Below are 12,881 nucleotides of genomic sequence, written 5' to 3' on the forward strand. Positions count from 1 at the left end.
CGTAACGTATTAATGTCGCTGCTGCCCAGTCCGCGGCATGAGTGAGACCCGTCCGTCGCGCGTGCTCTGCGTCGACGACGACGCGAGCCTTCGCGCGTTGACGACGGCGCACCTCGAACGACAGGGGCTCTCGGTCGTCACCGCCCCGGACGGGCCGTCCGCGCTTGACACGCTCGCCGAAGCGGAGTTCGACGGAATCGTCAGCGACTTCGAGATGCCGGAGATGGACGGTCTCGAACTGCTCGAGGCGGTGCGAGCGCGATACGACGCGCTGCCGTTCGTCCTCTTCACCGCGAGAGGCAGCGAGGACCTGGCGAGCAGGGCGATTTCGGCCGGCGTCACCGACTACATCAGAAAGAACGGCGGGGCCGACCAGTTCGAGTTGCTCGCCAACCGCGCGGCCAACTACGTCTCGCAGTACCGCGCCGAGCGGGCGCTCGACCGGAGCGAGGAGCGATACCGACGACTCGTCGAGACGTCGCCGTCGCCGATCGGCATCTACACCGAGGACGGCCGCCTCGCGTACGTCAACGAAGCGGCGGTCGGCTACTTCGGCGCCGAGGACACGGACGACCTCGTCGGGCGGTCGATATTCGAACTGGTCGACGACTCGGACTTCGACCTGGCTCGACGACGAAGCCGGCGCGTCTTCGAAGAACGCGCGGTGGCCGCACCGACCGAGCTCCACCTCCGCGGCCTCGACGGACGACCGCTACACGCCGTGTTGGCGACCGCGCCGATCACGTTCGAGGGTGCCGACGCCGCTCAGATAGTCCTGAACGACGTCACGGAGTTCAAGCGGACGCAGCGGGCGTTCGAGCGCGAAAAGCAGTTCACCGAAGCCGCGCTGGACGCCCTCGACGACGTGTTCTTCGTGGTGGACACCGACGGCCGCCTCACCCGCTGGAACGGGCAGTTGAACGAGGTGACCGGCTACGACGACGCCGAACTCGAAGGGATGCCGGCGAGCGCTTTTTTCCCGGCCGACGACGCCTGCGTAGAGCAGTCCGTCGAGGCGCTGTTCGTGGACGGGACCGTGACGTTCGACGGCGAATTGCTGACGAAGTCGGGCGAACTCGTCCCGTTCGAGGTGCGCGCGGTTCGCATGACCGACGAAGCGGATGGCCTCATCGGTGCCTGCGGCATCGCCCGCGACGTGACCGAGCGACGCGCACGCGAGAAGGAACTCGAACAGTATCGCACGGTCGTCGAGACGATTCCGGACGCGACGTACGTGTTAGACGCCGATGGTTACATCCAGATGGTAAACGACGCTCACACCGAGGGGACCGGCGACTCGCTGAACGACCCCGTCGGCGTGCACGTCAGCCAGTACCTGAGCGAGGAGGGAATCGCCCGCGGTCGACGGGTGATAGAGTCGTTGCTCGCCGACGAGAGCCGGTTCTCGGGGCGCTTCGAGTTCGAAATCGAGAACGCCGACGGAGAGCGACGCCGATACGAGGACCACATCTCGGTGCTCACCGACGAAGACGGACGGTTCGACGGCTCCGTCGGCATCGTCCGCGACATCACGGAACGCATCGAGCGCGAGCGAGCGCTCAGCAGACAGAACGAACGGCTCGACAAGTTCGCGAGCGTCGTCAGCCACGACCTCCGGAACCCGCTGAGCGTCGTCGACGGCTATCTCGAACTCGCTCGGGAGACGGGCGAAGAGGACCACTTCGACGCGATGGAACGCGCCGTCGACCGGATGGAGAACCTCGTAGACGGCTTGCTGTCGCTGGCGCGCAACGGCCGAGTCGTCGACGAACGCGAATCGGTCGAGTTGCGAAGCGCCGCCGAACGCGCCTGGGGGTACGTTCCGACGAACGGGGCGACGCTCATAGTCGACGGCAGCCACACCGTCGACGCCGACGAAGCTAGACTGCGCGAACTGTTCGAGAACCTCTTTCGGAACTCGGTCGAACACGGCTCGCCGCGCGGTCGGGCGAAAGCTGACGACGCGGACGGCGGCTCCGCGGGCAGCCGAGCGGAGTCCAACGGCGAGCGCGACGGGACGGTGACCGTCCGCGTCGGTGCGTCCTCGGACGGTTTCTACGTCGCCGACGACGGTCCGGGCATCCCCGAAGACGAACGCGACGCGGTGTTGGAGTACGGCTACTCGACGAACGAGTCGGGTACGGGTTTCGGTCTCACCATCGTCGCCGAGATAGCCGAGGCTCACGGGTGGGAGGTCACCGTCTCCGAGAGCGACAGCGGCGGTGCGCGGTTCGACTTCCGCACCTGAGCCGTTGTCTTCGCGCCTGTACCGCCGTCTCCGTACCTGAACCGCCGTCTCCGTACCTGAGCCGTGGTTCGGCCTCCGAACCGCGGCCCCGCTCTCGGTTCGGTGGCGATTCTACATGGAAAACAATTTGCGACCACCTTACGCAGTCGAGCGTATGAAAGTCCGCATCGGCGAGGGCGCGAGCGACGACGAAGCGAACGCTATCGCCCGAGCGCTGGCGACGCACCTCCGAACCGACGTGTCGGTCCACGTCGGCGACGGCGACGACCCGGTCGCGGAAGCGACGACCCCGGCCGACGCGTACCCCATCGAGGACGACCTCGAACCCGGCGAACGCGAGGCGGCGCTCCGTGCCGAAATCGAGGACATCCTCGGCGGCGGTCCCGAGAAGTACAAGGAGCGCTTGCCCGAGCAGGGGAAACTGTTCGTCCGCGACCGACTCGACCTCTGGTTCGGCGACGACGAGAGCGAACTGAAGTTCGAGGACGGCAAGTTCGCCGCCTTCGACGAGTGGCATCCCGACAGCCCCGAGGTTGAGGAGGGAGACCCTGGCAACCGCCTGCCCGGCGACGGCCTGCTGACGGGCGCGGCCGAGTTCGAGGGCCGCGACCTCCACTTCATGGCGAACGACTTCACCGTCAAGGCGGGGAGCATGGCCCGCCTCGGCGTCGAGAAGTTCCTCCGGATGCAGCAGCGCGCGCTCAAGAGCGGCAGACCCGTCCTCTACCTGATGGACTCCTCTGGCGGTCGAATCGACCAGCAGTCGGGCTTCTTCGCCAACCGCGAGGGCATCGGGAAGTACTACTACAACCACTCGATGCTCTCCGGGTACGTACCCCAGATCTGCGTGCTCTACGGACCCTGCATCGCCGGGGCGGCGTACACGCCCGTCTTCGCCGACTTCACTATCATGGTCGAGGAGATGTCGGCGATGGCCATCGCGTCGCCGCGGATGGTGAAGATGGTCACCGGCGAGGAGATCTCGATGCAGGACCTCGGCGGTCCGGAGGTCCACGCCGAGCACTCCGGAAGCGCCGACCTCGTCGCCCGCGACGAGGAACACGCCCGCGAACTCGTCTCCGACCTCCTGACGTACCTGCCGAACAAGGCGGGCGAAAAACCGCCGCGGAGCGAACCCAAACCCCCAAAATTCAGTCCCGAGGGTATCGACGAACTCATCCCCGAATCGCCGAACCGCGCGTACGACGTGCTCGACCTGATAGAGCGCATCGCCGACGCGGAGTCGGTGTTCGAGATAAAGTCGGCGTACGGCTCCGAAATCGTCACGGCGTTCGTCCGCATCGACGGCCGACCGGTGGGCGTCGTCGCCAACCAACCCACGGAGCGCTCGGGGGCCATCTTCCCGGACGCCGCCGAGAAAGCCGCGGAGTTCATCTGGACCTGCGACGCCTACGAGATTCCACTCCTGTACCTCTGCGACACGCCGGGCTTCATGGCCGGGTCGCAGGTCGAGAAGGATGCGATTCTGGAGAAGGGCAAGAAGTTCATCTACGCGACGTCGTCGGCGACGGTCCCGAAACAGACCGTCGTCGTCCGGAAGGCGTACGGCGCGGGCATCTACGCGATGGGCGGCCCCGCCTACGACCCCGAGAGCGTCATCGGTCTGCCGTCCGGTGAGATCGGCATCATGGGTCCCGAAGCCGCCATCAACGCGGTCTACCGGAACAAACTCGACGCCATCGAGGACCCCGAGGAACGGAAGAAGCGAACCGAGGAGCTCCGCGAGGAGTACCGCCGCGACATCGACATCCACCGCATGGCGAGCGAAGTCGTCGTCGACGAAATCGTGCCGCCGAGCGACCTCCGCCGGGAACTCGTGAACCGCTTCGAGTTCTACGCCGACGTGCAGAAAGAGCTCCCGGACAAGAAGCACGGCACGGTGCTGTAATCTCGGCTTACCGCCGAACAACGCCGCGTAGGCGGTGCGTTCTGCGTTTTCGACAATAGCCAGTGACCGGTAGCGACTCGTTGTCGACGAGTACGCTGCGGATTACCAAGGCTCATTCCCGCGTCTTCGGTGGTAATGAGCAGAGAGGACGTGAGCGGCTTCGGGGCCGCCGGAGCGAACGGGACCGTCGCGGCGTACTCACCGATAACGACACTCGCGCGGTTCGAGCCGCACCTCTGGGCGTTCGCGCTGCTCGGGTTCGCCCTCGACGTGGGACTCACCGCCTACGGTCTCTCGCTGGGGCTCGCGGAGATGAACCCGCTCGCGCGGACGCTCATGGAGACGGTCGGCGTCGTCGAGGCGATGCTGCTGCTCAAAACGTTCTCGCTGGCCGTCGCCCTCGTCGGCTGGAAGATTCTCCCGGCGTTGTATCGGTTCGTCGTCCCCGCCGGACTCTCGCTGCCGACGTGGATCGCCGTCGGAATCAACAGTTCCCTCATCGTCTCGCTGCTGTAGCCGGTCACCTCTCTCTCTCTCGGCTCGTTCTCCCCGTATCTTTTTGAGTGACAACGAGGCCATGCCCGCCCGTGACCTGACCGTCACCGCGGTTCCGACGAGGCGGGTGTGCGGCCATCCGACCGCGGACGATGTAGCGCGGCCGCCTGCTCGCCACTACTCCCCGATAGCTCGTTCCTACCCGTCGGACTCGGGCCGCTTCAGCGACAGCACCGTTCGGTCGAACTCGCAGACCAGCTCCTCGTCCCGCTCCTCGTCGCCGACGACGAACGCCTCGACGTGCATCGTCACGACGCCGCGCTCGCCGTCGCTCGTCTCGCGTTTCTCCGTCACCGTCGACTGCGCTCGGATGGTGTCACCGTGGTACACCGGCGCGGGATGAGAGACGTCGTCGTACGAGAGGTTGGCGACGATAGTGCCGTCGGTGGTCTCGGGAATCGAGACGCCGACGGCGAGACTCATCGTGTAGAGACCGTTGACGAGGCGCTCGCCGAACTGCGTGTCGGCCGCGAACGCCGCGTCGAGGTGCAGCGGTTGCTGGTTCATCGTCATGTCGCAGAAGCGCTGGTTGTCTCCCTCGCTCACGGTCCGGCGCGTCGCGTGCTCGATGGTCTCGCCGACCTCGAACTCCTCGTAGTAGCGTCCGGTCATGCTCGCCGCGTCGGCCGGTCGGCGCAAAATCTTACCGGTCGATGCTGAGGTTCTCCCCCGACCGCCTCCGCAATATCTGACCGGACCAAAAGACATTAACAACAATTATGTTGTTCGGAACGGAAGCGCAGACGAATGCTCCGGAGATGCCCTTCGCCGGCGGACGCTCCGGTCCTGTCGCACCGGAAGCGTGCGACTGCGAATCACAGACACGAGAGAGTCATCTATGGCAGCTAAAGGTACATCGAAGGTCGAAGAAGAATCGGAGTCGGCGGTCCAAACCGCCCGGCGGCAGTTAGAACGAGCGGCGGCACAGGTCGATGTCGACCAGGGAATCATCGAGCGGTTGTCGTACCCGGACAAGGTCCACCAGGTGTCGATTCCACTCCGTCGCGACGACGGGTCACTGGAGGTGTTCACCGGCTATCGAGCCCAGCACGACAGCGTCCGCGGGCCGTTCAAGGGCGGTCTGCGCTACCACCCCGACGTGAGCGCCGAGGAGTGCGTCGGCCTCTCGATGTGGATGACCTGGAAGTGCGCCGTGATGGACATCCCCTTCGGCGGCGGCAAGGGCGGCGTCGTCGTCGACCCGAAGACGCTCAGCGAGGGCGAGAAGGAGCGACTCACGCGTCGCCTCGCCGAGGAACTCCGCGACATCATCGGTCCGATGCACGACATTCCCGCCCCCGACATGGGGACGGGCCCGCAGACGATGGCGTGGTTCATGGACGCCTACTCGATGCAGGAGGGCGAGACGACACCCGGCGTCGTCACCGGCAAACCGCCGGTCATCGGGGGCAGCCACGGCCGCGAGGAGTCGCCGGGCCGCAGCGTCGGCATCATCGCCCGCGAGGCGATCGACTACTACGGCTGGGAGCCCGCGGAGACGACCGTCGCCGTCCAGGGCTTCGGCAGCGTCGGTGCGAACGCGGCGCGCTTCTTAGACGACCTCGGCGCGAAGGTCGTCGCCGTCAGCGACGTCGACGGCGCCATCTACGACCCCGACGGCCTCGACACGAAGGACGTGGAAGGTCACGACGAGCAACCCGGCATGGTGTCCGGCTACGACGCGCCGGAGACGCTCAGCAACGAAGAACTGCTGGAACTCGACGTAGACGTACTCATCCCGGCGGCCGTCGGCAACGTCCTCACCGCCGACAACGCGAACAACGTGCGGGCGGAGATGATCGTCGAGGGCGCGAACGGACCGACGACGTCCGCCGCGGACACCATCTTCGAGGAGCGCGGCGTCCCCGTGATTCCGGACATCCTCGCGAACGCCGGCGGCGTCACCGTGAGCTACTTCGAGTGGCTTCAGGACATCAATCGCCGCGCGTGGCCGCTCGAACGCGTCAACGACGAACTCGAGACGGAGATGCTGAAGGCGTGGAACGCCGTCCGAGCAGAGGTCGACGAGCGGGGCGTCACGTGGCGCGACGCCGCCTACATCGTCGCGCTCTCTCGCGTCGCCGAGGCCCACGAGGTTCGAGGACTCTGGCCGTAGCGCGTTCGCCCGCCGTATCGTCGCCGAACCGATTCGAGTCGACCCGGACCGGCGGAACTTAAACCGTCGCTCCGCATCGTTCGAGGTATGTCCCGACGTAGCGTACTCTTCTCGCCGGGTGACCGCCCGGAGCTCATGCGGAAAGCCCCGACGAGCGACGCCGACACCATCGTCTTCGACCTCGAAGACGCCGTCTCGCCCGAGCGAAAGGCCGACGCCCGCGAGGCGATTCGAGACGTGCTCTCGGACTCCGAGTTCGACCCCGACGCCGAGGTCTGCGTCCGCCTCAGCGGGGTCGATCTCGGTGCGGACCTCGACCGAATTCTCGCCGACGACGCTCGGCTCGACGCCGTGATGCTCCCGAAGGTCGCGTCGGAGGCGGACGTCGAGCGAGCGGCCGACCTTCTCGACGAGCGCGGCCGAACGCTCCCGGTGCTCGCGCTCGTCGAGAGCGCCGCGGGCGTCCTCGCGGCGGAAGACATCGCTGCCGTCGATGCGACCGACGCGTTGGCGTTCGGGGCCGAGGACCTCGCCGCCGATATCGGCGCGACGCGGACCGAGGAGGCGACGGAGGTGCTCTACGCCCGCCAGCACGTCGTTCTCGCGGCGAGTGCAGCCGGCGTCGACGCCCTCGACATGGTGTACACCGATTTCCAGAACCCGGAGGGGTTAGCCGAGGAGACGTCGTTCGGGCTCACCCTCGGCTACGACGGGAAGCTCGCCATCCACCCCGCGCAGGTACCGGTGATAAACGACGCGTTCACGCCGAGCGACGGCCGAATCGAGTGGGCACGGAAGGTCGTCGCGGCCAAGGAGAGAGCCGACGACGAGGGTCGCGGCGTCTTCCAGGTCGACGGTGAGATGATAGACGGGCCGCTGGTCGCGCAGGCGGAACGCATCTTGGCGCGGGCGAAGGCGGCGGGGAAGCTGTAAACACGAGTAGCGGTGGCGATTGCTGTTGCTTCGGCAAGCTTTAATCGTTCTCCGAGTCCTCTCTCAGAGCATATGTCTGAGGAGGCCAACCCGTTCGAGAGTTTACAGGAGCAGGTGGACGACGCGGCCGCGTATCTGGACGTCTCGCCCGACGTACTCGAACGCCTGAAGAACCCCGAACGCGTCCTGGAAGCGAACCTCTCCGTCGAGATGGACGACGGACGGCTCGAAGTGTTTCGCGCGTATCGCTCGCAGTTCAACGGCGACCGCGGCCCCTACAAGGGCGGTATCCGCTACCACCCGAACGTCTCGCGCGACGAGGTGAAGGCGCTGTCGGGGTGGATGGTGTACAAGACCGCCGTCGTCGACATCCCCTACGGCGGCGGGAAGGGCGGCATCGTCATCGACCCCAACGAGTACAGCGAGAGCGAACTCGAACGCATCACCCGGTCGTTCGCCACGGAACTCCGTCCGATAATCGGCGAGGACAGAGACGTCCCCGCACCCGACGTCAACACCGGTCAGCGGGAGATGAACTGGATCAAAGACACCTACGAGAAACTGGAGAACACGACCGCACCGGGCGTCATCACCGGCAAAGCCATCGACTCCGGCGGCAGCGAGGGCCGCGTCGAAGCGACCGGTCGCTCGACGATGTTCACGGCGCGCGAGGCGTTCGACTACCTCGACAAGGAGATGGAAGGCGCGACGGTCGCGGTGCAGGGCTACGGCAACGCCGGGTCTATCGCGGCGTACCTCATCGAGGACCTCGGCGCGAACGTCGTCGCCGCCTCCGACTCCAGCGGCGCCGTCTACAACGCCGACGGCTTCGACGCGCGGGAGGCCAAGGAGTTCAAAGCCGAGACGGGCAGCCTCAGCGGCTTCGACGGTGCGACCGAGGAGATGAGCAACGAGGACCTGCTGACGCTCGACGTCGACCTCCTCGTCCCCGCCGCGCTCGAGAACGCCATCGACGGCGACCTCGCCCACGACGTGCAGGCGGACGTCGTCGTCGAAGCGGCGAACGGACCTCTGACGCCGGAGGCCGACGACGTGCTCACCGACCGCGACGTGGCCGTCCTCCCCGACATCCTCGCCAACGCCGGCGGCGTCACCGTCTCGTACTTCGAGTGGGTCCAGAACCGCCAGCGCTTCCACTGGTCGGAGGAGCGCGTCAACGACGAACTGGAGACGGTCATCGTCGACGCGTTCGAGGACCTCGTCGACGCATACGAGTCCAACGACGTGCCGAACTTCCGCACCGCCGCGTACGTCGTCGCCATCCAGCGCGTCGTCGACGCCTACGAACAGGGCGGTAACTGGCCGTAGACGCTCGCTGTCTCCTCCCCTCGTCCTCTCGCCCCACCCACCCGTCTCTCTCCTTCGTCCTCTCGCCCCACCCACCCGTCTCTCTCCTTCGTCCTCTCGCCCCACCCACCCGTCTCTCTCCTTCGTCCTCTCGCCCCACCCACCACTCACTCCGTCTCTCCCCTCCACCTCTCGTCTCCCACCCCCGGTCGTAGCGTACTCCAGCGACCCCGGTCTACGCGAATCCGTGTCCGGTTCTCCCGACTGGTTCCGACGTCACAGCCTCGCTTCTCGCCTCCGGAACCACTGACGGTCGTCACCGGTTCGAATTTCGAAACTGGCCCCGACTGAATCCGCACGATGCTGTATAGTTCTCAGAACCACGTTCCCGATTGATTCAAGTCGCTGCACTACCCGCCTGTACGTAATGCGTCAGGACCACCTCATCTCCGCGGCGAACCTGTCACGGGAGAGCATCGAGGCGGTGCTCGACCGGGCGGCGGCCATCGACGCCGACCCGGCCGCGTACCGTCAGCGACACGCGGGGGCGGTGCTCGCGCTCTGTTTCTTCGAACCGAGCACGCGCACCAAGATGAGTTTCGACACCGCGATGAAACGCCTGGGAGGGACGACCGTCGACATGGGCACCGTCGAGTCGTCGTCGGTCAAGAAAGGCGAGACGCTCGCCGACACCGTCCGCGTCGTCGAGGGGTACGCCGACGCCATCGTCCTCCGGCATCCCTCCGAAGGCGCGGCGAAGATGGCCTCCGAGTTCGTCGACGTCCCGCTCGTGAACGCGGGCGACGGCGCGGGTCAGCACCCGAGTCAGACGCTCCTCGACCTCTACACCATCCGCGAACGAGCGGGGTTGGACGACCTCTCGGTGGGTATCATGGGCGACCTCAAGTACGGTCGGACGGTCCACTCGCTCGCGCACGCGCTGACGAACTTCGACGTCCGCCAGCACTTCATCAGCCCCGAGAGCCTCCGCCTGCCGCGAAACGTCCGCTTCGACCTGCACGAGGCGGGAGCGCACGTCCGCGAGCACACCGACCTCGAGGCGGTGCTCCCCGAACTCGACGTGCTGTACGTCACGCGCATCCAGCGCGAACGCTTCCCCGACGAGAACGAGTACCGCGCCGTCGCCGGACAGTACCGAATCGACGAGGAGACGCTGGAGGCCGCCCGCGACGACCTGAGCGTGATGCACCCGCTGCCACGGGTCGACGAGATCGCACCCGAGGTGGACGAGACCGAGTACGCGACGTACTTCGAGCAGGCGCACAACGGGATTCCGGTCCGGATGGCGCTGCTCGACGGGCTGCTGGCGCGGGCCAAGGAGGGTAGCCGATGAGCGACCACGAACTCCGCGTCTCGAAGATTCGCAACGGGACCGTCATCGACCACGTCACCGCCGGACAGGCGCTGAACGTCCTCGCCATCCTCGGCATCGACGGCTCCGAGGGCGAAGGGGTCAGCATCGGCATGAACGTCCCGAGCGACCGTCTCGGTCGCAAGGACGTGGTGAAAGTCGAGGACAGAGAGCTGAGTCAGTCGGAGGTCGAGGTGTTGTCGCTCATCGCGCCGGAGGCGAGCATCAACATCATCCGCGACTACGACGTCGTCGAGAAGAGTCGGGTCGACCGTCCCGAGACCGTCACCGGCCTGCTCTCCTGTCCGAACCGCAACTGCATCACCAACGACGACGAACCCATCGCCTCGAAGTTCACCGTCGTCGCAGACGGGGTGCGCTGTGCCTACTGCGGAGAGATCGTCCGCGACGACATCGCCGCCCATCTCGACGTGCAGACGTAGCGCGGCGACGACCACCGCTCGAACGCGGTTCTCCGAGTCCGGCAAACCCGCAGATAGGGACGCGATATCCGGGGGTTTGGTCACAATACCTTTGTACCACCCGACTGTATCCGTGGCCATGTCTGGAAAGGCAAAACTCGTGCTCGTACTGGCGATGATGACGCTCGTCTACGTCTTCGCCTCCGGCGGAGCCGAACCCGTCGAGGTCGAAGTCGAAGCGTAACCCGCGAGTTTCGGTCCCCGACTCTTCGAATCGCCGAGGGGTGAGCCGACGCTCTCCTCGACTCGGGTGCGCTCGACTACCCCGCGACCGGGTCGACACCGAGTTGCCGCAGCATATCGAGCAAGTCCCAACACGCGTACGTCTCGGCGATCTTCCCGTCTTCGAGGCGGTGGATGACGATGCCGCCGATCTCGAACTCGTTGCCGGTAGGCTTGATGCCCATAAACTCGCCGTCGTGGGTTCCCCGCTCCGTCGCTCTGACGACGACGTAGTCGTCGACGACGAGGAGTTCGTCGATATCCACGCGAGCGTCGCCGAACGCGTCTTTGAACCCATCGACGAACTCGACAAACGCTTCACGGCCCGTCATATCCGGATTCGGTCCCAGCTCGTGGCGGACGTAGTTCTCGGTCAACACCTCGTCGGCGACACCGTAGTCACCGCCGCCGACCAGCTCGTCGAAGAAGCGTCTGACCGTCCGTTCGTTTCGTTCCCGTTTTTCGGGTTTCAGTACCATCTTCCTCACCTCGTTCGCAGGGTGTCAGTAGGTCGCACGCGAAGATTAGTATTCTCGCTAATACATCGGACAGTTCGACGAGCCAGTGTCCTCGCGGAGTGGGTACGCCGTCTCCGTCAGAACGAACGACTTAGGGACGGTCACCGCCAACCGGCGGGTATGTACGGGGTCGTCACGCGCAACGCAGAGGAAGTCGAGTGGCCGGACTTCGACGCCGGGTTCTACGAGGTCAAAGACGTCACCGGTCGCGCGGCCGCGCCGCTTCCGAACGCGGTCAACATGGTCTCGTGTTTCGGCGACAACGCCGCCGCCGACGAGAATCCCGAGCTCGTTCCCGTGAACCGAGAGGGCGAACTCGCCACTCGCGACCGGACGTACTTCGACTGGGCGTACATCTGCCCGACGAACGAGAAGTACCGCGAGGGGCTGCTCGAAATCATCGAGGACTGCGCCGCCGAGAACGGCGACGTGCGCCTCGACGACGTGGGGTTCCCGCGCGAGGGGTACTGTCACTGCGAGCGCTGCGAGCGGCAGTACGCGGAGTGGGCGGAACAGCGTTCCGCCGAAGAACCGAGCGGGTCTCGTCCGCGAGGTGACGAGGGCGACGACTGGTTCGCCTGGCGCGCGTCGGTCATCACCGAGTTCGTCGCCGAGGCCACGGAGCGCATCCCTGGGAAGACGTATCTCACCCTCTACCCCGACCCGTATCCGGGGCATCTCTACACGCGCGCCGGCCTCGACATCGAGGCCTTGGCGGAGCACGTCGACGAGTTCGTCGTCCCCCTGTACGACATCCACTACGCGACGACGTACTGGCTCGAATCCATCGCCAAGGGCTTTCAGAGCCGACTGAACTGGACGCCGGACGAGTCGACGCCGCCCTCCGGCGGAGGCGACGGCACGGGTACGCCCTTCTCCATCGAACTCTACGCCGTCAACGTAGACGTAGACGACCTCGTCCACGCGACGGAAGTAGCCGAGGCCTACGCGAACGACGTGTTCTTCGGCTACGACGCGAGCAACGCCGCCGCCGCCGTGCGTCGCAAACGTGCCGACGCCCGCGAGGGTGTCACCTACGGCGACGAGTGACCCCGACGACCGGCCGGGTCTCCCTTCCGGGCGGTCACGGTGGTCCGTAGCTTGCCGCCCAGACGACAGCGATTCCGAGAAGCGTCACGAACACCGCGAGCGCGACGAGTGTCAGTAGCGTGCGACCGCCCGTTTCTCTCGGCTCTGCCACGTCTCCGCTCGGGAACC

The 12,881-nt window shown here is 66.1% G+C and carries 11 protein-coding genes; 9 read left to right on the plus strand and 2 right to left on the minus strand.

Annotated features, from left to right (window positions below; translation table 11 throughout):
- The first annotated feature begins 37 nt into the window (after positions 1-37).
- From DV709_RS01995 to DV709_RS02005, 3 genes are all read left to right on the plus strand, one after another.
- Positions 38-2,248, plus strand: coding sequence for a PAS domain S-box protein (locus tag DV709_RS01995; protein ID WP_117591307.1), 2,211 nt, complete (start codon positions 38-40; stop codon positions 2,246-2,248).
- Between the two features lie 154 nt (positions 2,249-2,402).
- A complete protein-coding gene (locus DV709_RS02000; RefSeq protein WP_117591308.1) occupies positions 2,403-4,157 on the plus strand; it encodes an acyl-CoA carboxylase subunit beta in 1,755 nt (584 codons plus the stop codon).
- A 135-nt stretch (positions 4,158-4,292) separates the two neighbouring features.
- Positions 4,293-4,673 carry a DUF5658 family protein gene (locus DV709_RS02005; protein ID WP_117591309.1) on the plus strand — a complete coding sequence of 127 codons (381 nt, stop codon included), beginning with the start codon at positions 4,293-4,295 and terminating at the stop codon, positions 4,671-4,673.
- A gap of 177 nt (positions 4,674-4,850) precedes the next feature.
- On the opposite strand, the gene DV709_RS02010 is transcribed toward DV709_RS02005, so the two are convergent.
- A complete protein-coding gene (locus DV709_RS02010) occupies positions 4,851-5,324 on the minus strand; it encodes a MaoC family dehydratase (protein ID WP_117591310.1) in 474 nt (157 codons plus the stop codon).
- 226 nt (positions 5,325-5,550) lie between these two features.
- On the opposite strand from DV709_RS02010, the gene gdhB reads away from it, so the two are divergent.
- From gdhB to pyrI, 5 genes are all read left to right on the plus strand, one after another.
- The gene (gene gdhB, locus DV709_RS02015) at positions 5,551-6,828 is read left to right on the plus strand and encodes a glutamate dehydrogenase GdhB (protein WP_117591311.1); all 1,278 of its coding nucleotides are present in this window, start codon (positions 5,551-5,553) and stop codon (positions 6,826-6,828) included.
- Positions 6,829-6,915: 87 nt separating this feature from the next.
- Positions 6,916-7,761: an HpcH/HpaI aldolase/citrate lyase family protein gene (locus DV709_RS02020; protein ID WP_117591312.1), complete on the plus strand. Its 846-nt coding sequence runs from the start codon at positions 6,916-6,918 to the stop codon at positions 7,759-7,761.
- Between the two features lie 72 nt (positions 7,762-7,833).
- A complete protein-coding gene (locus DV709_RS02025; RefSeq protein WP_117591313.1) occupies positions 7,834-9,090 on the plus strand; it encodes a Glu/Leu/Phe/Val family dehydrogenase in 1,257 nt (418 codons plus the stop codon).
- Between the two features lie 406 nt (positions 9,091-9,496).
- Positions 9,497-10,423, plus strand: coding sequence for an aspartate carbamoyltransferase (pyrB, locus tag DV709_RS02030; protein WP_117591314.1), 927 nt, complete (start codon positions 9,497-9,499; stop codon positions 10,421-10,423).
- Positions 10,420-10,884, plus strand: coding sequence for an aspartate carbamoyltransferase regulatory subunit (pyrI, locus tag DV709_RS02035; protein ID WP_117591315.1), 465 nt, complete (start codon positions 10,420-10,422; stop codon positions 10,882-10,884). The genes pyrB and pyrI overlap by 4 nt, the downstream gene beginning before the upstream one ends.
- Before the next feature lie 299 nt (positions 10,885-11,183).
- On the opposite strand, the gene DV709_RS02040 is transcribed toward pyrI, so the two are convergent.
- Positions 11,184-11,624 carry an ester cyclase gene (locus DV709_RS02040; protein WP_117591316.1) on the minus strand — a complete coding sequence of 147 codons (441 nt, stop codon included), beginning with the start codon at positions 11,622-11,624 and terminating at the stop codon, positions 11,184-11,186.
- A 159-nt stretch (positions 11,625-11,783) separates the two neighbouring features.
- Between DV709_RS02040 and DV709_RS02045 the strand changes: the two genes are divergently transcribed.
- Complete coding sequence (locus tag DV709_RS02045) at positions 11,784-12,713, plus strand: hypothetical protein (RefSeq protein ID WP_117591317.1); 930 nt, start codon at positions 11,784-11,786, stop codon at positions 12,711-12,713.
- The last annotated feature ends 168 nt before the right edge of the window (positions 12,714-12,881 follow it).

It is taken from the genome of Haloprofundus halophilus (assembly GCF_003439925.1).
Taxonomy (GTDB): domain Archaea; phylum Halobacteriota; class Halobacteria; order Halobacteriales; family Haloferacaceae; genus Haloprofundus; species Haloprofundus halophilus.